This is a genomic window from Thermoanaerobaculia bacterium, assembly GCA_018057705.1.
GTDB lineage: Bacteria > Acidobacteriota > Thermoanaerobaculia > Multivoradales > JAGPDF01 > JAGPDF01.
The window spans coordinates 1-20,748 of sequence record JAGPDF010000003.1 but is presented as its reverse complement, the minus strand read 5'-3'; the positions used below and the strand labels follow the sequence as shown (position 1 = coordinate 20,748).

Below are 20,748 nucleotides of genomic sequence, written 5' to 3'. Positions count from 1 at the left end.
CTCAGGGGAAGGCGAGCGACCAGGCCGAGGTGTCGGCGGTCCCGAAGCCGTCGGAGAAGAGCTCCTGCAGGCGGCAGTTCGAACAGACGAGCGCGAAATCCTGGTCGGTCGGGAAACCGTTGTACGGCACGCCGTCGCCGCCGATCGAGCTGGCAGTGATCGTGATGGTCACCGGGCCGGCGAGCGGCGACGAGACGAAGACGTTCTCCAGGTTGTTCAGGCTGTCGGCGGTGCCGCCCGGAACCGAGGCGCCGCTGGCGAAGAAGTTCCCACGGTAGGTCTGGGCGCCGTGCACGACCTGAAGATCGAGGTCATTGACCAGCGCTGGATTGGCTCCTGCCGCTCCCGGGGCGTCGGACCAGGCGAGCGTCACCCGCAACGGCTGCCCGGGATCGTCGATCTCGAACTGTCTCGTCATCTGCTGTCCGGTGCCGTTGAAGACGTTCTGTTGGTCGAAGTGGACGATCGACCACCCCGGCTGGATCACCCGCGTGATGTCGACCCGTCCCCAACCTTCGTTGTTGTTCGGAATGTCGGCGGTGCCCATGTCGACGGCGCCGTTGACCAGCAGCGCCTTGGCCATCGCCATGCTCGGGTCGGCGCCGGCATGATTCTGCCGCCACCATTCGGTCGCGAGGATGACCGCGCCGGCGACGTGCGGGCTGGCCATGCTGGTGCCGGAGCACAATGCGTAGCGGTTGCTGGTGCCGGCGATCGCCGTTGAGCAACTGCCGGCGGTGTCGTTGCGCGTCGAGGCGATCTCCGAGCCCGGGGCGGTGACCGTCGGCAGGGTCCGGCCGTCGATCGCCGGGCCCCGGCTGCTGCCTGAGGCGATCGTATCGATGTTCCCGCGGCGGGCGTTCCAGCTGTTCGCGACGCTGAGGATGTTCTTGGCCTCTTTGGGCTCGGTGATCGTCGAAGGGTTGGGCCCCGAGTTTCCTGCCGAGAAGACCTGCAGGAACGGCTCGGCGAAGGACGGCGTGTCGAGGTTGCCGTCGCGCACCAGGATGTCCGAAAGGCGGGCGTCGGCGGTGTAGCCCCAACCGCTCCCGGCGCTCGTGGCCCAGGAGTTGTTGGAGCCGATGGCGCCGCCGGCGAGGGCGATCCTCGTCGCATCGTCGAGCGCGACCGAGTCGGCGAAGACGTTGAGCGCGAAGAGACTCGCCGCCGGCGCCATACCGAGGCCGTAGAGGAAGCCGCCGCCGTCCGTGAAGCCGGCGGCGGCGTCGCCAGCGACGATGCCCGCGACGTGGGTGCCGTGCCCGCCACCCGGGCAGTCGCTGCCGGGCTGGCCGGGGACGATGCAGTCGCCATCGGGCGGCGAGTAGCCACCGACGAGGCGCGACGCGAGGTCCGGATGGTCCCAGTCGACGCCGGTATCCGAGATCGCCCAGGTCACTCCGGTGCCGTCGACTCCGAGGGTCGCGAGGTGCGCCAGGTAGCCCATCGCCGGCACGCCGCCGGGGTGGTTGCCGGCGACGATCTGGTCCGACATCTCGTCCTCGGGCACCGGGCGCGGGCTGCGAACCCCGAGCCAGATGACGTTCGGATTCCGGGCCAACGCGGCGATCGCCGAAGCGTCGGCCGGCATTTCGATGGTCTGGAAGGCGCCGTCGGCCGAGGCCTTCGCGACGCGCACGGTCCTTCCCCCGATAGCCGTCACAGCATCGACGACGGCGCTGCTCACGCCGTCCGCATAGACGAAGGCGACGAGGTTGGCGATCTTCCCGGTGCGGCCCGCGAGGGCGCTGCCGAGTTTGTAGGCCGGCTGGAAGGCTCCCGCCCAGCGCACGAACGGCAGAGACCGGGCGCGCCCGGCCGCCGCCGGGTCGGCCCAGACGAGATAGGTGTTGTGCGGGTAGTACTGCAGGACGCGAACGCCGGCCTGCTCGAGCGCGGCGTGCCACTCGCTCTTCGGCGGACCGAGGAGCTGCACCAGCTGCAGGGAGCTGCCGGAGTCAGCTGCCGTGGCCGGCTCGCCTGCCGGTTCGCCGTCGCGCAGCGGATCGAAGGCGAAGCCGGGCACACGCACTTGGCCGGCGTCGGCCACGAGGAGATCGGAGCGGCCGGCGGCCGCAAGGCGTGCAGCCTCGTCGTCGGAGATCACGGCCCAGAGAAAAGTACCGTAGTCGATGACTTGAGTCGGATGCACCCCGCAGCCGGCGATCTCGGTCGCCGGCGGCAGGCGGAGGAACGAATCGGCTGAGCTCGACGCGGCGGAGCAAAGGAGAAAAGCTCCAGTAAAGAGGGTAGGCAGCCGAGTCATTCGCGAGTCTCCGGAGCGCCAGTGCAGGCCGGGGAGTCTAACCCAGTGCGTCTTCGGCGCTCGGGGCGCTGATAATCTGGAACCAGATGCGGCCTGCAACCTTCCAGTCGAGGAGCTTTGCCATGCGTCCAGGCGAAACTGCGCGGAGAACGGCATGAACCGGGGGACGAGGCGTTCTCTCTTGCTGACTGTGTTTGCCTTGTGGCTCGCAGCCTTGGGCCTGGCGGCGGATCTCAGCGCCCAGGCCGCGGTTCCTTCGGTCGCGCCCCCGGCCGGCGTGCGCACGCTCTATCTGGTCCGCCACGGCGCGTACGACATCGACGATCCGCGCGACGAGGCGGTGGGTCGGTCGCTGCTGCCGATCGGCGTCGCACAGGCGAGGCTCACCGGCGACCGGCTGCGTGGTCTGCCGTTCACCTTCGACGCGATCGTCGCCAGTCCACTCACCCGGGCACGCGAGACGGCCGAGGTGATCGCGACCCAGCTGGGCGGACGCGCGCTGACGATCGATCCCGACCTCGCCGAGTGCACGCCGCCGACCCGGCGCGCCGACATCATGGCGAAGGAGAAGCCGGAAGAGCTCGCCGCCTGCAGCGCGCAGCTCGAGCGCGTGGCGGCGCGGCTGCTGGTTCCGGTCTCTTCCGGAGGCGGCGATCGCCGCGAGCTCGTGGTCGCGCACGGCAACGTCATCCGCTGGCTGGTGACGCGCGCCCTCGCGGTCGACTCCGAGGCCTGGCTCGGCATGTCGATCGGCCACGCCAGCATCACCGTGCTCTCGATCGACGGCAAAGGCATGGTGCGCGTCCTCGCCGTCGGCGACGTCGGACATCTTTCTCCCGGACTGCAGACCGGCGCCTTCGGCAATCGCGAGAGTTGGGCTCTCGATGCTCCCTCAGCTGCGACGAGCCCCGTTGGGTCGGTTTTGCCGGCCCAGCCGCCGATCACTTCGACGCTTCCGTCCCCATCGCCCGCTCCCATCGTCCTCGTGATCTCGTTCGACGGTTTTCGCTGGGACTATCCCGAGCTCCATGGGGCGCCCGCGCTCCAGGCCCTCGCGGCAGAGGGAGTGCGCGCCGAATCGCTGGTGCCATCCTTTCCGTCGAAGACCTACCCCAACCACTACACGCTGGTCACGGGACTGCGCCCGGAGCATCACGGCATCATCGCCAACACGATGTGGGATCCGGAGTGGAACGCGGCCTTCTCGCTCGCCGATCGCGCGGCCGTCGAGGACGGCCGCTGGTGGGAGGGGGAGCCGATCTGGGTCGGCGTCGAGCGCGCCGGCCGGGTGACGGCCTCCTCCTTCTGGCCGGGGTCGGAGGCGGCGATCGGAGGTGTCCGGCCGACCTACTGGGGGCGCTACGACGAGACGGTCGCCGACGAGAAGCGCGTGGACGAAGTCCTCGCCTGGCTCGATCTTCCGGTCGAGAAGCGGCCGCGGCTGATCACGCTCTATTTCGACGAGCCCGATTCGGGTGGCCACCGCTTCGGTCCCGCCTCGCCGCAGGCGGCCGCCGCCGTGGCGCACGTCGACAGCCTGCTCGCCCGCCTGCGCGCCGGCGTCGCGGCGCGTGGACTCGCCAACGCGATCGACTGGATCGTGGTCTCCGATCACGGCATGACGGCAGTCGACCCCAAGCGCTCGATCGTCCTCGCCGACTTCGTCGATGTGGCCGGAGTCGCAATCGACGACCTCTCGGTCTTCGGCCTGCTCCGCCCGCAGCCGGGAACGGAGGATGCTCTGGTGCGCCGGCTGACCGGCGCGCACCCGCATCTGCACGCCGCGCGCAAGGGCGCCATGCCCGAACGGCTCCACTATCGCGCCCATCGCCGGATCCCGGAGGTCGTCGTCTGGGCCGACGCCGGCTGGACGATCTTCGCGACCCGCGCCGACCTCGCCGCAGCCCGAGCGAAGCCGAATCCTGCACTCGGCAACCACGGCTACGACCCGGCGGAGCGCGACATGCACGGCATCTTCATCGCAGCCGGCCCGTCGTTCAAGAAGGGACTCACCACGCCGCCGCTCGACAACGTCGACGTCTACCCCCTCCTCACCCGCCTGCTGCGGATCCCCGCCGCCGCCAACGACGGCAACCAGAAATCGACCGCGGCCATGCTCGTCGAGCCGATGCCGTAGAGTCGACCTCAAGAAGGAGTCGTGACCGAGCTCGCGCGCGCCGTTCGCCGCCCGATTCTCCTCATCCTGCTGCTCGCCGCCGGCGCGCTCGCCGCCCTGCTGCCCGCCCTCCTCGGCGAACCGGAAAACGAACATCCCGCCCTGCGCGGCCTCGCCGCGCTCCTCATCGCGTTCCTCGCTGCCGCCCTTCTCGCCGCGAGATGGGGTCGCCGAGGCCCCTTGTCGCCGCAGGCCCACCTCCTCGAGCTCGGCAAGGTCGTCGCCACAGTTACCGCCCTCCTCTTGCCGGCGCTTCTTGCCGGGATGACTACGACAGAGGTGGAGGCGCTCGCGAGCCTGGCGCAGACGGCGATCGGCTGGAGGAGGCCGGTCTCGGCCGGAGCGGTCGCCCTGTTCCTTCTTGCCGTGGCGTATGTGGCTTCTCGAACGAAAGGACCAGTAAAGGGAAAGCGCTTGCCTGGCCGATGGCTCGTCGTCGTGTCGGTGGTGGTTTGCGCGGCCCTGGTCGCGGCGAGCGCTGCGCGGCTGTTCCAGATTCCGGCGCTCGCCGGGATCGAGCTGCTTTCGAAGGTCTTGCTCTTGTCGATGCTCTCGGTCCTTGGAGCCGCCGCCTTCCTGCCGCGAGGAGAGGGCGGAGGCGGTCGCGCAGTCGACCGGCGCGCGCTCGCGCTGGCGGTAGGTTTCGTTTGCATCGGGTTGCTGTCCTCTTACGGAACCTACCGCTACCTGCGACCGACGGCGGGGGAGATCGAGCGAATCCTCTTCACCTCCGGCGACGCGGAGGGCACGACCTTCGCGGCGGCCCTCGACGGCCGGCCGGACATCTACGCACTCTTCTCCCTGGACTACGCATCCGCGACGCCGCGGCTGGAGCTGGTGCGGCCCCTGGGCACCTATTTCGGTTTCCTGATCGAGAAGACGTGGCCGACCCGGTTCGGCAGGGCTCGCCTCGAGCCTCGACCCGAGCTCAAGAATCTCTGGAGCGAGCTTCGCCCGCCCCCGGTGGCTGAGAGCTTCGTCGAGGTCTGGATCCGACTGCGCTGGTGGCCCTGGACCGACTTCCGTCCCGGCCTGCGGATCCGGGAGCCGGTCTTCGATTGGGCGGTCTCACCGAGCTGGTCCTTCGCGGTGGCTTCGACCTACGTGCGCTCTCGCGACGGCTGGCCGAACGCACGGTATGGGGAGATGGACCAGGGCACCTACGCGGTCGACGTCTGGCGGCGGGGAGCCCAGAGCCGACGCCTGCTCGACGACCTTCCCCTGCCGCCCAGGATCATCGCGCTGTCCGAGGATTCCGTGTCGCTCCAGGGTTACGGTCAGAGTTACAGCCGAGGGCGATTGCGAACCGTTGACGCTCGACCTGCGTTTCGTCGTGATGGCACCTTAAGTCGGGAGGAGGTCTGGGCGGCTGGCTTCCGCTTCGCGTCCTCCGCTCCGCCGTCGCCGCCGATTCTCGCGACGACTACTTGCGATCTTGGGGCCTGGAGCTGTGAGCCCTGGAAGATCGGGCCCGGTGCCGCTCCCCGCGCCGCGGCACCGGGATCTCGCCGCATGGTGCGAGGCCCGGGGGGCTGGAGCGTGATGAATCCGGAAGATGTCGGAATCCCGTTCCCCCTGCCGGTCTGCAAGGGTTGCTCTCCCTATTCCGATCTTGCCTATCCGCTGCGCGACGGGAGGGTCGTCCGGCTCTCGCTGCTCGGCGCCATGCCGATCTGGAACTCGCGCCTCACGGCATTCGACCCGGAGGGCAGGCAGACCGCTCAGACCGATCTCGGCAACGTCCGGCTGACGCGCTTTGCCGGCGAGCTCGACGACGGCACGGTGGCGATCGCCTGGCGGGCGCAGTACGCCAACCGTGCGCACCTGGAACCGGTCTTCGGCTGGACCCTCATCGCCTGGAACCCCGCGACCGGAGCCCGCCGCCGCCTCGCCACGGACCTCGCGTCCCTGCCCAGCAACGAGAATGATGCTTCCATGATCTTCCTCGATCGTGATGGGCTGCTAGTGGTGCCTGCAGTCGATGGCGTTCGGGTGTTGACGCGGCTCGGAAACCCACTGTCGATCAACTGAAAGGTACTCCGGCTGTGACCGCTGCGGCTTTGAAGGAAAACGAGTGGCCCCGCGCGGCACTTGGGTTACACTTTTCTCGTGGGCGAGGCCATCAAGAGTTCAGTTACGAAGGTCGACCCATTGCGTCTGGCGGAGCTGTGTCGACGCTGGGGGATTCGCGAGCTCGCCCTCTTCGGCTCGGCGCTACGGGAGGATTTCGGGCCCGACAGTGATGTGGACCTGCTGGTCGACTTCGAGCCCGAGACGGTGTTGGGTTTTCGCGTCTTTGACCTCGAGCGGGAGCTCTCGGAGCTCTTCGGTGGGCGACGGATCGACCTCGTGCCGCGAAAGTTCCTGAACCCGCGCCTGCGGCAGCGAGTGCTCGCCGAAGCCCAGACCCAATATGCAGCATGACGATCTTGTCTACGTCGGGCAGATGTACGATCTCGGGCGAAAGATCGAAAGCCGCCTCCTGCAACTCGATCGTGCCGGCTTCGACGCGGACGAGGACGTTCGACTCGCTCTGACGCACCTGATTCAGACTCTGGGCGAGGCGGCGCGCCGGGTGTCCCAGGCTTTTCGATCCGTCCATCGCGACATCCCCTGGTCGGAGATCATCGGGATGCGGCACAAGATCGTGCATGACTACCTGAGCGTCAACTTCGATCTCGTCTGGGATGTCTCGCGCCATGAGATCCCTCGGTTGCTTTTGCAACTGCATCCCTTGGTGACGAACCCGGAGTCGCGCTGAGCCGCGCTCTGCGGTTCAAGGTTGGCCCCGGCCACCTGTCGGACTACCATTGCGTCATGTCTACCCGAGCTCTGCGGATCGTGCTGGCGGTGGGGTTGTCGCTGGTGGCCGTTGCGCTGCTGACGCGCGCCGGGAGGCGGGCGGCGCGGGAGGTGGTCGGGGGGCCGGCGGCGATTGCGACGGGGGCCGAGGTTCGGGCTGCGGAGGTGGCTGCGGCGGGTGCCCCGAAGGCGGGATCGGAGACGGACGCGGACGCGGGCGTCGCAGGTGTTCACCTCGCTCCGGTGGCCTCGGGTTTCGATCGGCCGCTGTTCGTCACGCATGCCGGGGACGGCAGCGGGCGTCTCTTCGTCGTCGAGCAGGGCGGCAGGATCCGCATCGTGCGCGACGGCAGGATCCTGCCGGAGCCGTTTCTCGATCTCTCCGCGCGGCTCGACTCGAGCTCCGGCGAACGCGGACTCCTGGGGCTCGCCTTCGCGCCGGACTTCGCGACTTCGCGGCGATTCTTCGTGGCGCACACGACGAAGACAGGCGAGGGCCCGGTGGTGCGCATCGCGCGCTATCTGGCGCCGCTCGCTCCGAACGCTCCGCACGACCCGAACACCCCGGCGTCCGACCCGGACCGGGCGGATCCGGCCTCGGAGAGCGTCGTGCTGGACATGGCCGATCCGGCCGGCAACCACAACGGCGGCATGATCGCTTTCGGACCGGACGGCCGGCTCTGGGCCGGCACCGGCGATGGCGGAAGCGGCGGCGATCCGTGGGACAACGCGCGCAATCCGGCGTCCCTTCTCGGCAAGATGCTGCGCATCGACGTCGGAGCCGCCGCGGCTGCCGGCGCAGCAGCGGTCGAGATCTGGGCGCTCGGTCTGCGCAATCCCTGGCGCTTCAGCTTCGATCGCGCCACGGACGAGATCTGGATCGGCGACGTCGGCCAGAACGCCTGGGAGGAGATCGACGTCGCCGATTCGAAGCGGCCGGCGCCGCTCCACTTCGGCTGGCGGACGATGGAGGGCTTCCACTGCTACGACCCGCGCCAGGGCTGCGACGCCAAGGGACTGGAGCTGCCGCTCTACGAGTACGGCCACGACGCCGGCTGCTCGGTGACCGGCGGCTATGTCTACCGCGGCCGGGCGATTCCGGCGCTCGTCGGGAAGTATCTCTTCTCCGATTACTGCACCGGCACCCTCTGGTCGCTGGCGCGCGACGCGAGCGGCACGGCGAGCGTGAGCAAGCTCCTGCAGAGCCAGGTCCAGGTGAGCTCGTTCGGAGAGGACGAGGCGGGCGAGCTCTACCTCTGCGACCACGGTGGCGGGAGAATTCTGCGGCTGGAGGCAAAGGCTCGGTAAAGGAATGGCATCTGCTGCCGAATCCGGCGAGCTCTATCTCTACGAGCACGGCGGCGGGAGAATTCTGCAGCCGGAGGCAAAGGCTCGGTAAAGGAAAGGGCTCGGCAGAGGAAAGGACTGGACGGCCCGAACTGCGGCGGCGCGGCGGATCGGCAGAACGCGCGTGCTACCCTCGCCACATCTGCGCCGGGCGCCGTGGCTACGTTGGCACCGGGAAGATTGGCACTGGATACTCCGTGCCGCGCGGCGTGAGGCACAGGTCAGGGAGGCTGAGATGGCAATCCGCCGGTTTTCCTTCTTTTCCTTTACCGGTCCTTTTTTCTTTCTCCTCTTCAGTTTGCAGCTTCCGGTTCGAGCCCTCGACTGGACGGTCGACATCACCACCGATCAGAACGATCTGACCTGTGCCCCCGGCGACTGCTCGCTGCGCGAGGCGATCGCCGCCGCGGGAGACGGCGACACGATCCTCTTCGCCCTGCCCGGGTCTTCGCCGTGGACGATCACGATTACCGGCGCCCTGGGTCAGCTCCTGATCGCGGACGACATCACCCTCACCGGTCCCGGCGCGACGCAGCTCGCCATTTCGGGCGGGAACCTCGTCCGCGTCATGACGATTCAGGTCGGAGCTGCCGTCAGCCTCTCCGGCCTGACGCTGCGCGACGGCAGGGCCACGACGAGCGGCGACAAGCATGGCGGCTGTCTCAAGGTCCTGGGCGAGGTGACGGTTTCCTCCAGCCGCTTCGAGAGCTGCCAGGCCTGGAATGGCGGCGTGAGCTCGAACACCGCGGGGGGCGACGGCGGCGGCGTCTACGTCGCGGCGGGCGGCGTCTTCACCGGCAGCCAGTTGGTCTTTTCCGGCGACGTTGCCGGGGTGGGGGGCGGATCGCTCGATCCGCCGACGGCGGTTTTCGCCGGCGGGCGCGGCGGTGCTCTCGCCAACGCCGGTTTCGCGTCCCTCTGGCAGACGACGGTGGCCGGCTGCACGGCGGGAGCCGGCGGCGGACCCTGGGGTCCGGGCGGCGATGGCGGTGGAATCGCGAATCTGGCGGGCGGCGTCCTGCTTCTCGGCGCGACGACCCTCTCCGGCAATCGGAGTGGAGATGGCGCGGTCTTCACTCTCTCGGGAGCCGACGGGCGCGGCGGCGGCCTCTTCTGTCAGGGTGACTGCACGCTCAACAACGTGACGCTCTCCGGAAACTCGGTGGGAACTTCGGCGGTGGGCGCTGTCGCGCAGGGCGGCGGGCTCTTCGTTGGCGGCGGAACGACGCGCCTGCGCAACGTCACCGTCGCCGGCAATACGGCGAACAGCACCGGCGGGGGAATCGCGCGTGCCGGCGGCGGCAGCATCATCACCCGCACCTCGCTCTTCGCCGGGAACACGGGCGGCGGCAGCCCCGACTGCGCGAGCGCCACGGCGAGTCTGATCTCCGAGGGCTACAACCTGATCCGGGTCAACAACGGCTGCGCCAGTTCCTTCGGTGGCACCGATCAGGAGGGGACGAGCGGCGTTCCACTCGAGCCACTCCTCGCGGCCCTGGGGGCGAACGGTGGACCGACGGAGACGCGCGCCCTCGGGGCGGGGAGCCCGGCGATCGATGGCGGTGATCCGCTCGGGTGCGCGAGCTGGAATCCTGTCCTGGCACAGGACGAGCCGATGGGGATCGATCAGCGCGGCGAGCTGCGGCCGACCGACGGCGACGGCGACGCCGTCGCGACCTGCGACACCGGGGCCTACGAGGCGGCAGGGGTGGCGCCGGTGCAACACCTGCTCGAGGTCACCGTCGCGGGTGCCGGCGCGGGAAGCGTCACCAGCAGCCCTGTCGGCATCGACTGCCCGGGCGACTGCGACGAGTCGTGGGTTCTGACCCAGAACGTCGAGCTCGCGGCGACGCCCGACCCCGGCTCCTACTTCGTCGGCTGGAGCGGCGACTGCGCGGGCGCCGCGGCGTGCAATTTCGCCATGTCGGCCGACCGCGCGGTGACGGCGACCTTCGGACTCCTGCGCACGCTCGACGTCGCCCTCGCCGGTCCGGGCGGAGGCGGCGTCACCAGCGTGCCGGCGGGGGTCGCCTGCCCGGGCGACTGCACGGAGGCGTTCGCCGACGGCACTCCCGTGGCGCTCACTGCCGTGCCCGGGCCGGGGTCGTACTTCGCCGGCTGGAGTGGCGACTGCGCGGGCACCGGCCCCTGCAATCTCACCATGTCGGCGGCGCGCTCGGCGACCGCGACCTTCGGCCTGCTGCGCACGCTCAGCGTGACACTCGCCGGAGCGGGGAGTGGCGGCGTCGCTAGCGTTCCGGCCGGAATTGCCTGCCCGGGAGACTGCACCGAGGCCTTCATCGAGAACACTCCCGTGACCCTCACGGCGACGCCTGCAGTCGGCTCGTTCTTCGTCGGCTGGTCCGGCGACTGCTCCGGCAGCGACAGCTGCCAGCCGGTGCTCACCGCCGATCGCGCGGTGACCGCGACCTTCGGCAGCCTGACGATCTTCACCGATGGGTTCGAGTCGAACGATCCGTGCGAGTGGTCCGAGAATACGGGCGGCCCGGTCTGCCCGCCCTGACCGGCGGCGCGGGAAAACCCTCTAAACCCTCTAAGGGCTGATCGCCGGCCAGGTCGCCGGGTCGGCGAGGAGGAGCTGCGGGTCGACCTTGGCGCCGCGCCAGCGCACGCCGAAGTGGAGATGCGGTCCGGTCACCCGGCCGGTGGCGCCGACCTTGCCGATCGGCTGACCGCGTTTCACCCGGGCACCGGTCTCGACCAGGACCTCCGAGAGATGGAAGCTCATGGTGACGAGGCCGTCGCCGTGGTCGAGATAGACCGCGTTGCCGGCGAAGTACTGACCCGAGGCGAGCGCCACGATGCCGTCGGCCGGAGCGTAGACGAGGGTGCCCGGCGCGGCCTTGAAGTCGGTGCCACCGTGGGGGCTCTTGGACACGCCGTTGAAGATCCGGCGGGCGCCGAAGCGGCCGCCCTCCGGGAGCGCCGCGAGCGGCGCCCCGAGCGGCAGCTCGAAGGCGATCGGCGTGGCGCGCGCGAAGACCGCCGCGGTCTCTTTCTGTTCGCGCTCGATCCGCGCCAGCTCGGCCGCCGGCGGCGAGACGTATTTTTCCTCGACGCCGGTGAGTGACTCGGTCGGATAGGGGTAGCTCGCCACGGTGAGCCGGCGCTTCTCGCTTCCCGCAGCGCCCGCCGCCGTCCGGCGTTCGACCTCGATCGTACCGGTCGCCAGCAGATCGATGGGGAAGTAGCAGGTGCCGCCGATCGGCGCGAAGCGCCTCTCGCCCTGCCGGCACTCGACGATCCCCTCGCCCGCCCAGCGCACGATCGACCCCGGCCGGACGGAGGTGCCCGATGTCGTGGCTCCAGGCGCCGGAGTGACCTGCATCGCCAGGAGCAGCGCCAGTGCGGGGAGGACGTTCTTCATGGCGCGACTCTATCGTCATCGACTCGCCTGGCCCCGCCGCAGCGGTCCGGCGCCCCGAGGGCGTCGGATAGAGTGCGGAAGTGTCTTCTCGCCGTTCCGCACCCGTGCCGCAGCTCTCCGGATGGGGCCGTTTGCCGGTGCCGGGGCGGGAGATCCGGGGCGAGGATCTGGCGTCGGTGGCGCGTGGGCGGCCGCTGACGCGCGGGCTGGGGCGCTCTTACGGCGACGCTTCGTTGCCGCCGGCCGGGGCGCTCGAGGTCGCCGGCTCGGTGCTCGCCGACCGGCTGCTCGCTTTCGATCCGGAGAGCGGTGTGCTGCGTGCCCAGGCCGGGCTCGCGCTGCGCGAGCTTCTGCGGCTCTTCCTGCCGCGCGGCTTCTGGCCGCCGGCGAGCCCGGGCACGGCGTTCGTCACTCTCGGCGGCATGGTCGCGGCCGACGTCCACGGCAAGAGCCATCATCGCGACGGCACGTTCGGGCGCCATGTCCGCGCCCTCCGCCTGCTGCTCGCCGATGGCCGCATCGTCGACTGCGATCGGGCGACGCATCCGGAGCTCTTCCGGGCGACCCTCGGCGGCATGGGCCTCACCGGGCACATCCTCGAGGTCGAGCTCACCCTGCAGCGCGTCCCTTCGATGTGGATCCTCGAGGAGCGCCGGCGCTACGACGGTCTCGACGAGCTGCTCGCTGCACTGCGGGCCGCGGCCGGCGAATGGCCCTACACGGTGGCCTGGATCGACACGCTGATCCCGGGCAAGGCGCTGGGGCGCGGCATCCTCTTCACCGGACGCTGGGCGGAGGCGGGCGAGGCGCCGCTCTTTCCGCCGCCGCAGCGGCCGCGGCGCCGTTTCCCGATCGATCTTCCGGACTGGTGCCTGTCGCCGTTCGTGGTCCGGCTGTTCAACGCCGCGCTCTTCGGCACGGCTCCCGCAACGCCCCGACGCCGCGTGCTTTCGCCCGAGCAGTTCTTCTACCCCCTCGACGTCGTCGAGGACTGGAACCGGATGTACGGCCGGCGCGGCTTCACGCAGTACCAGTGCGTCCTGCCCGAGGGCGAGCGCCCGGGGGCGACGCGGCGGTTCCTCGAACTGATGATCGAGCTCGGTGGGGCGTCGTTCCTGTCGGTGCTCAAGGACCTCGGCGCCGAAGGCGAGGGGATGCTGAGCTTTCCCCGTCCGGGGGTGACGGTGGCGGTCGATCTGCCGCTGCGTCCGGGCACCGCAGCCCTGGTGGCCCGTTTGAACCGGCTCGTCGCCGAGGAGGGCGGCCGGATCTACCTCGCCAAGGATGCACTCACCACCGCCGAGGACTTCGCCCGGTTCGAGCCGCGCCTGCCCGACTTCCTCGCGGAGCGCGCGCGCTGGGATCCGGAAGGCCTCCTCGGCAGTGCACTCTCCGATCGCCTTTTTGCTCCGGGTGCGGCAGGATCCCGATCGTCATGAGGGTCATCAAGGGCACGTGGGGCACGAAGGGCACGAAAGGGATGCCATGAAGGTCGTCCTCCTCGGCGCGACGAAGGGGATGGGGCGGGCGCTGGCGCGCCGACTCGCCGGCCGCGGCGACGCGCTGTACCTGCTCGGCCGCGATGAAACCGATCTCGCTGCCGCAGTCGTCGACCTCGAGACGCGCCGCACCCCGCAGAAGGAAACGATCGCTCACGGGTACTGCGATCTCGAGCTTCCGGACGGCTTCGGGGCGGCGCTCGACGGCGCGATCGCGGCGCTCGGTGGGCTCGACATCGTGATTGTCACCGCCGGGCTCTTCGGAACGCAGGACCGGCTCGAGGCCGATCCGAAATATCGTCGTCGCCTCCTCGAGGTCGACTTCGTGCGCACGGTCGAGTTCTGCGAGGCGGCCCGCGAGCGTCTGCTGGCGCGTGGCGGTGGCACGCTTTGCGTCTTCGGCTCGGTCGCCGGCGACCGCGGCCGGAAGCCGGTCGTGCTCTACGGTGCGGCGAAGGCGGGGCTTGCCGCTTACCTCGAAGGACTCGACCACCGCTTCCACTCGCAGGGATTGCGGGTCATCACGGTGAAGCCGGGCTTCGTGCGCACCGGCATGACCGCAGGGCTCGCCGAGCCACCGTTCGCCGGCGAGGCCGACGAGGTCGCCGCACGGGTGGTGCGTGCCATCGACAGGGGTTGGCCGGTGGTCTACGCGCCGCCGATCTGGGCGCTGGTGATGCTCGCGGTGCGGAATCTCCCCCGGGGCCTCATGCGCCGGCTCGGTTTCTAGCCGGAGTCGGCTGGCCCGGAATCCGATCGCCATGCGCCGCCGCTCTTTCGGCCTCCTCCTCCTCCTCCTGCTGACCACTCCGGCCCTGCCTGCCCAGTCCCTGACTGCAAAGTCCGACATCGTAGCTACGATCGTGCGCGGGCCCTACTTGCAGCGTACGGCGAGCGACTCGGCCGTGCTGCGCTGGCGCACCGACGCGGCAACCGACAGCTGGGCCGGTTGGGGCGAGGTTGCGGGGGTCTACGATCAAACGACGAGCGCGGTCCCTCGCGTGACGGAACATGCCGTCGAGCTCTCTGGTCTCACCGCGGGAACTCTCTACTACTACGCCGTCGGCACCACGCAGACGGTACTCGCGGGCGGCGATGCGGCGCACTCGCTGCGCACGGCGCCGTTGGCCGGCGACGGCGAGCCGCTCGCTCTCTGGGTGATCGGCGACTGCGGCGCGACGAGCCTGCCGCTGTGCGGCGGCGCGACGACGGCGAACGCCGCGCAGGTGCGCGACAGCTATGCTTTCTGGACCGACCACGCGACGCCCGACCTCTGGCTGATGCTCGGCGACAACGCCTACTGCTCGGGGACCGACGCGGAATTTCAAATGGCGGTCTTCGACGTCTATCCGGAGGAGCTCGCGACGGTCGCCGCCTGGCCGGTGTTCGGCAATCATGACGGGGTTTCGTCGGATTCGGCGACACAGACCGGCCCCTACTTCGACATGTTCTCGCTGCCTTCTGCCGCCGAGGCCGGCGGGGTCGCGAGCGCGACCGAGGCCTACTTCTCGTACGAGAGCGGCGACCTGCACGTCGTGCAGCTCGATTCGGCGGAGTCCGACTCGACTCCGGGGAGCCCGATGCTCGTCTGGCTCGCCGCGGACCTCGCGGCGAACGCGCGCCCCTGGACGATCGTCGCCTTCCATCATCCGCCGTACACGAAGGGGACGCACGACAGCGACAACCCGGCGGATTCGGGCGGCATCATGGAGCGGATGCGCGAGAACGTGCTGCCCATTCTCGAGGCGCACGGCGTCGATCTGGTGCTCACCGGGCACAGCCACGGCTACGAGCGCAGCTTTCTGATCGACGGCCACTACGGCCCGACCGGCACCTTCGTGCCAGCGACGATGCTGAAGCGCGGCGGCGACGGCGACCCGGCAGGCGACGGTCCGTACACCAAGGCGCCCGGCCCGCACGCCGGCACGGTCTACGTCGTCGCGGGCAACGGCAGCCGAGCCGAAGGCACCATCGCCCCCTGGCCGGCGCTCGCCGTGGGGCTGTCCGAGCTCGGCTCGCTCTCGATCGAGATCGCCGGCAACCAGATGGACGTCCGCATGCTCCGCCCGGAACCCGGCCCCCCCGTGACCGCCACAGTCGTCGACCACTTTCGCATCGTCCACCTCGCCGCCGTCTTCGTCGACGGCTTCGAGAGCGGCGATACCGGGAATTGGCAGCCGTAGGCTCGGGCGAACCGGTTCCGCGACCTCAGACCTCGGGTTCGCGATCCCGCTCTTCGAGGTCGGAATCGCCGGCGGCGTCCTCCTTCAGCTCGCCGAGCAGCGCCCGCACTTCGGACTCGCGCTCCCGTTCGACCTGGATGTGCACCGGTCCGGTGAGGATGCTGAACCCGGTGCCGAGGCGACCCACTCCGAAGAGATCCTGGATTCCCTCCCCCTGGGTGAGGTAGGGGATCCCGCTCTCGTCGAGAATCGAATGCGCCATCGCCAGCAGCCCCGGATCACCGGTCTCGAACGCCGTCACCAGATCGCGATGCGAAGGATCGCCCGCCTCCGGCGGCAGCACCGCGACCAGCGGCACGTCACAGCTCTCACAACGACTGAACCCCTCGCGATACTCCGACCTGCACTGCGGACAGAACATGGGAGCCTCTCTCTCTGGAAGCCGGGACTGGATCGATTGTAGTCCTACTTCTCGGCTCGTGCGGTCCGCTTCACCGCGGCAGCCTGGCGAGCAGCTTGATCGCCGTCGCCTCGGCGCGGCTCTGTGGCACCGCCTCCCGCAGGTCGAGCTCCGCGACGGCGAGGAAGCTCCGCCAATGGTCGGCGACGGCGGGCGCCGTGAGATGTCGACTCGCCAGCCAGACCATCGGCTGGATGGGAAACCAGAAGGCTCCGGCGACGCGAACGTCCGCTAGCCCTTGATCCCGCGCGAGGGCTTCGAGCTGGCGCGCTGCATAGCCGGGACGGACATGTTCGTGCGCCTCGAACTCCCGCCGGCAGACCTCTGGATCGGCCTGTTCCGCTTCGCTTGCGAAGGGCACCTCGAGGTAGATCCAGCCGCCCGGCCGGACCAACTGCACCATCCTCGCGAAGACACCGCGGTCGTCCACGATGTGCTCGAGGCACTCGATCGAGTAGACGAGGTCGGCCGGCGGCAACCTGGCTGCGAACTCTGGGTCGAGCAGGTTGCCCTGCAAGTACTCGAGGTTCGGCAAGGAGAGCTCGACCTGCGGCTGACGAAGGTCGACGCCACACACACTTGTTGTCGAGAAATGCCTGGCAAGCAGCGCCTCGTGCAGTCCCTCGCCGCTGCCGACGGAAAGGACGCTGCGCGGCGCGCCCGCGCGCTCAAAAGCCTCGAGCAGGTGGACCCAGCGGAAGAGACCCAGACCCCCATCCAACCCGAGCAACCTCCGGCCGAGGTCTTCCTCGACCCAGTCTGGACTGGAGGTGTCTGCGGGTTCCGCGCCGCCGCGAAGTCGAGCGAGGCGGGTCAACAAGTTCTTGCGAAGCCAGGTGGGTGAAGACAGGTTCAGTTTCCTTTCGGACGCGCGGCCCGCTGCAGCGCAGGCAATCTCAAGATCGATAGGGATTGGGGATGCGGATCGGTTTGCGACAGATGACCGGATTCAGACGGAGCTCGTAGAGCACGCCGCGCGCATGCAGACCTTCGAACAGAGCGCGTCCAGGAAACGACGAGTCTTCCGAAAGGCTCACCTCGGAGAAGTAGCGGCCGAGGAAGTCGTAGAGGCTCGCCGTCGAGTATTCGATGCGATGGTGCTCCCAGCCGGGTTTCAGATTGTTGCTGTCGGAGGCGCACGGAGTCGAGAAGAGAAATAGCCCTTGGGGATGAAGGTGCCCCGCTACCCCTTCGAGGAGCAGTTCGCGATGTTGAACGTGCTCGATGACATCGAAGCAGGCGATGGCGTCGAGCTGCGAGCCGCCTATGGTCCGTTCCCAATCAGTCGGGTCGCCCGCTGCAAAGGTCAAGTTGTCCAGCTGGTGATGCCGCCTTGCGTGATCCACTGCCTGCTCATCGTAGACGACTCCGATGACGCTGGCTTCTGGACGAGCCTGGGCCATGAGGAAGCTGCCGTACCCGCTTCCGCAACCCAGGTCGAGGACGTTCGATCTGCCGGTGGGCAGGAGCTCCCTCGCCCAGAGATACCGTGCCAGGTGGTGAATGGCCGTGAGGTCGCCGGCAGCGATATAAGTCTCGAGGTCGAGCGCCGATTCAGGAGTGAAGTGTTCGTCGATGACTCGAAGTGCCGTGGGGGTCTCGATGGGAAGTGCGGAAGCGGACGGGGCACCGCTACTCGGGCGCAGCTTGAATTTATCTAGCAGTCGCATGAGGAGGGAACTCGGTACTTTTCCCGCAGATGAGAATACATGAGGGCTGCTACTCGAGGCTCACAGCAGCAGGGAGTTGCTGCGGCGTCGTCTTCGGTCGCTGCTTGCGACGCCGCTGTTGGTGGCCGATGCCCTTGTCCGCCAGGTCGAAGACCTCCCAGGGGCCAACTGTCGTCAGGGCGTGCGGGTCGGGCTCTTCGAGGCGGCGCAGGACGTAGCGGGGGCCGCCGGGCTTGACGACCGGGCGCTCGAGAGCGAGGGTTAGGCGGTTGGTGTCCACCCAGTAGGCGGTCGCATCTCCGCCCCTGCCGGCGAAAGCGATCGGGGCAGCCGGTTCGAGATGCTCTGCCAGGAGGCTGCGCAGCTGTGGCGTCGCCGCTCGCTCCAGGGGACTCATGCAGGTCAGAGGAGGGCCCTGGAACGAGAGGAACCCATCCGTGGCGAGGAGGCCCGCCGACCAGGCGGCCGCGACGGACCGATCCTTGGCGCTGTGCAGCCCTTCCGCGGCGTCGAGGAAATTGCGCGGTGTGAGAGCCAGCAGCCGGTGCGAGCCGGCCGGATAAGGAATCCTGTTCCAGAGCGCGACGACAAGGAGGAGCAGGGTCGCCGAGGCGGCTTGCCAGCGCCCGCGGCGACCCCAGGCCACGATCAGGGCGACGCCTTCGGAGGCGATCGCGAGAGCGAAGGGGAAGAGGTAGTAGAGGAAGCGCTTGTCCGCCCAGCTGTAGACCAGGACGAAGAAGATCGCCAGCGCGAGGAACGGGAGCAGCACCGCTTGCGCCCAGGGAGCGAGTCGGCTGCCTCTCCTCGGGAAGAGCCGGGCGAAGCCCGCGACGTAGAGCGGCAGCGCGACGAGGCTCACCAGGGCCGTCGCTACGACGGCGTAGTACCAGGAGTTCTCGAGGGAGGGCCGGACGAGCCCCACGACGAGATGGGAGTTTTCGCTCGAGCGGTTGTGGATCTCCCGGACCACCATCCAGCTGGCCGGCAGTGGGGATGCGACGGCCAGAGCGAGCCAGGGCCAGCGCGTGAAGAGAATCTCGCGGCGGTAGAGGAGCACCGCCAGTCCGAGGCCGACGCCGACCACTGCGCCGGCGTAGTGGAACAGAAAGCTCACCGAGAGGAGAAACGCGCAGAGCAGATAACTGCGCGGTCTCTCGGCGGCCCGGATGAAAGCGATCGCGGCCACGATGAGGAACGGCAGCGTCCAGACTTCGGCCATGACGAAGCGCGTGTAGCCGAAGAGCGAGCCGTTCGAGACGAAGAGCAGGACGGCGAGCGCTGCGACGACCGACGAGTGCCGCAGACGCACGAGGCGATGGAGCAGCAAGGCCGCGAGGCCGAGCATCGCGAAGTTGAGGTAGGGCAGGAGCGGGAGCGCCGCAAGACGGTGGAGCAGCGCGATGACCAGCGGCAGCCCGGGCGGCCGGAAGCTCGCTTGAACCGGTGCGCCGCTCCAGTAGAGCCCGTTGACCAGCCAGTCCCAGGAGTCGGGCCCCATGAACGGATAGCACCAGTTGAGATCCGGGCTGGCGAGCGAAGGCAGGACACCGAGGACTCCCACGATCGCCACCGCCAGGATCGCCAGTGTGGCAAGAGGGGCGCGCAAGGGGCCGCCCGTCATCGGGTTTCGAAGGGGAATGGACTTGCCTGCCTCTCGGTCGGTGCGTGCTGTAATCTTCGATGAACTGTGGAGAGCATACGAGGACCGGGCCGATTTCGTCGCGGTGGGGCTGCCGCAATAGCCAGCCGCTGGGCGCTTCCGATCGTACTGGCGATCTGCCTTCGTGCCCTTTCGCTGACGCCTGGCCTTCCCTATATCGCGTACGTGGATGAGGGCCATGTCCTCCACCCGACCGAGCAGCTCCTCCGAAGCGGCAGTTGGGACCCCGGCTATTACGGATACCCGCCCCTCACCTTCTACCTCATTTCCGTCGCAGCGAAGGGAGTGGACTACTTCCAGAGCGCAGTCACGACGGGCAGGTCGCTGGTGGAGGGCATTCCCTCCCACGACGAGGTCGATACCCCTGCTGGGCCGCTCTACGACATTCTCGGCCCGACCGAACTGATCGTGACCGGACGGCTCGTGATGCTCCTCCTGGGCATCGGCACGGTCCTCGTCACGGGTCTCCTCGGCGGAAGCCTCTTCGGGCCGCGGACGGGCTGGGTGGCGGCGCTGCTGGTCGCCTGCTGTCCGTCGTTCGTCCGGCGCGGCTCCTTTGTAATGGTCGACACGCCCACGGCGTTTTTCGCGGTGCTGGCGCTCTATTTCGTCGCCCGGTATCGCCGGTCGGCGCGGGACGTCGACGACGACGCGGCCCGGTCTGCGCATTTTCTCGCGTTCGGAGCAGGTCTTGCCGGCGCTCTGGCGGCGGCTTCCAAGTACTCGGCGGTCGTCCTCGTGCCCGTTGCACTCATCGCCGTGCTTGTCGCGGCGCCGACCGTTTCGCGTGCCGTCCGGTCCGCCGTGGCGTTGGGTGCCGGTTTCCTGACCGGCCTCGCGCTGGGATTGCCGACGCTCGCGCTGCGCTTTCACGAGACCGTCAGCGCCCTGCGAATCCAGACCGGGTTGTACGAGTATTGGGAGGCCACGGCGTCGTACTGGCAGAGCGCGGTTCAGACGTACGAGCTCGGCGTTCCGCTCCTTCTCTGCGCGGCTGCCGGCCTGTGGCAGATGCTGCGTCGGCGTGAGCACCGCGCCACCGCCTGGACGTGGCTGCTTTTCGCGACTCTCCTCACCCTTCCCTTCCTGCGTTATGGCTTTCAACCTTTCCGCAACCTGCTTCCGCTCTGCCCGCTCGTGGCCGTCGCGGGGGCCCACTTCATCGTCGGCGCGTTCGGAAGGCCGCAAGGCGAGAAGTCGTCCCTCAGGGCTCGATCTGTCGGAGTCCTTGCTGCCGTCGCGGTGGCCCTCTCCTTCGGGGCCGGCCTCGTTCGATTTCATGACGGTCTCGTCC

The 20,748-nt window shown here is 69.0% G+C and carries 16 protein-coding genes; 10 read left to right on the top strand and 6 right to left on the bottom strand.

Features of this window, described 5'->3' with window-relative positions:
- Position 1: 1 nt before the first annotated feature.
- Positions 2-2,266, bottom strand: coding sequence for a S8 family serine peptidase (locus KBI44_01420; protein ID MBP9143118.1), 2,265 nt, complete (start codon positions 2,264-2,266; stop codon positions 2-4).
- 181 nt (positions 2,267-2,447) lie between these two features.
- Here KBI44_01420 and KBI44_01415 point away from each other — a divergent pair, with 181 nt between their 5' ends.
- The 6 genes from KBI44_01415 (at position 2,448) to KBI44_01390 (ending at position 11,115) form a co-directional block, all read left to right on the top strand.
- Positions 2,448-4,403, top strand: coding sequence for an alkaline phosphatase family protein (locus KBI44_01415; protein ID MBP9143117.1), 1,956 nt, complete (start codon positions 2,448-2,450; stop codon positions 4,401-4,403).
- 21 nt (positions 4,404-4,424) lie between these two features.
- Positions 4,425-6,473 (top strand): hypothetical protein, encoded by a 2,049-nt coding sequence (locus KBI44_01410; protein ID MBP9143116.1) that lies wholly within the window; start codon positions 4,425-4,427, stop codon positions 6,471-6,473.
- Positions 6,474-6,563: 90 nt separating this feature from the next.
- Complete coding sequence (locus tag KBI44_01405) at positions 6,564-6,866, top strand: nucleotidyltransferase family protein (GenBank protein ID MBP9143115.1); 303 nt, start codon at positions 6,564-6,566, stop codon at positions 6,864-6,866.
- Entirely contained in the window at positions 6,856-7,203 is a 348-nt protein-coding gene (locus tag KBI44_01400; protein ID MBP9143114.1) for a DUF86 domain-containing protein, read from the top strand. The genes KBI44_01405 and KBI44_01400 overlap by 11 nt, the downstream gene beginning before the upstream one ends.
- A 56-nt stretch (positions 7,204-7,259) precedes the next feature.
- On the top strand, positions 7,260-8,552 hold the full coding sequence (locus KBI44_01395; GenBank protein MBP9143113.1) for a PQQ-dependent sugar dehydrogenase: 1,293 nt from the start codon (positions 7,260-7,262) through the stop codon (positions 8,550-8,552).
- A 274-nt stretch (positions 8,553-8,826) separates the two neighbouring features.
- Positions 8,827-11,115: a hypothetical protein gene (locus tag KBI44_01390; protein MBP9143112.1), complete on the top strand. Its 2,289-nt coding sequence runs from the start codon at positions 8,827-8,829 to the stop codon at positions 11,113-11,115.
- A gap of 30 nt (positions 11,116-11,145) precedes the next feature.
- Here the strand turns inward: KBI44_01390 and KBI44_01385 are convergent, their stop codons facing one another.
- Positions 11,146-11,979: a M23 family metallopeptidase gene (locus tag KBI44_01385; GenBank protein ID MBP9143111.1), complete on the bottom strand. Its 834-nt coding sequence runs from the start codon at positions 11,977-11,979 to the stop codon at positions 11,146-11,148.
- Positions 11,980-12,059: 80 nt separating this feature from the next.
- Between KBI44_01385 and KBI44_01380 the strand changes: the two genes are divergently transcribed.
- The 3 genes from KBI44_01380 to KBI44_01370 are packed head-to-tail and all read left to right on the top strand — an operon-like array spanning position 12,060 to position 15,661.
- Positions 12,060-13,418: an FAD-binding oxidoreductase gene (locus tag KBI44_01380; GenBank protein ID MBP9143110.1), complete on the top strand. Its 1,359-nt coding sequence runs from the start codon at positions 12,060-12,062 to the stop codon at positions 13,416-13,418.
- Positions 13,419-13,464: 46 nt separating this feature from the next.
- Positions 13,465-14,208, top strand: a complete 744-nt coding sequence (locus KBI44_01375; protein MBP9143109.1) for an SDR family NAD(P)-dependent oxidoreductase — start codon at positions 13,465-13,467, stop codon at positions 14,206-14,208.
- 31 nt (positions 14,209-14,239) lie between these two features.
- Positions 14,240-15,661 carry a metallophosphoesterase family protein gene (locus KBI44_01370; protein ID MBP9143108.1) on the top strand — a complete coding sequence of 474 codons (1,422 nt, stop codon included), beginning with the start codon at positions 14,240-14,242 and terminating at the stop codon, positions 15,659-15,661.
- A 25-nt stretch (positions 15,662-15,686) separates the two neighbouring features.
- On the opposite strand, the gene KBI44_01365 is transcribed toward KBI44_01370, so the two are convergent.
- From KBI44_01365 to KBI44_01350, 4 genes are all read right to left on the bottom strand, one after another.
- Positions 15,687-16,019: a DUF2007 domain-containing protein gene (locus tag KBI44_01365; GenBank protein MBP9143107.1), complete on the bottom strand. Its 333-nt coding sequence runs from the start codon at positions 16,017-16,019 to the stop codon at positions 15,687-15,689.
- Positions 16,020-16,152: 133 nt separating this feature from the next.
- Entirely contained in the window at positions 16,153-16,842 is a 690-nt protein-coding gene (locus KBI44_01360) for a class I SAM-dependent methyltransferase (protein ID MBP9143106.1), read from the bottom strand.
- A gap of 175 nt (positions 16,843-17,017) precedes the next feature.
- A complete protein-coding gene (locus tag KBI44_01355) occupies positions 17,018-17,791 on the bottom strand; it encodes a class I SAM-dependent methyltransferase (GenBank protein ID MBP9143105.1) in 774 nt (257 codons plus the stop codon).
- Positions 17,792-17,840: 49 nt separating this feature from the next.
- Entirely contained in the window at positions 17,841-19,415 is a 1,575-nt protein-coding gene (locus KBI44_01350; protein MBP9143104.1) for a glycosyltransferase family 39 protein, read from the bottom strand.
- 204 nt (positions 19,416-19,619) lie between these two features.
- Here KBI44_01350 and KBI44_01345 point away from each other — a divergent pair.
- On the top strand, positions 19,620-20,748 hold a 1,129-nt coding region (locus KBI44_01345), incomplete at its 3' end, for a glycosyltransferase family 39 protein (GenBank protein MBP9143103.1).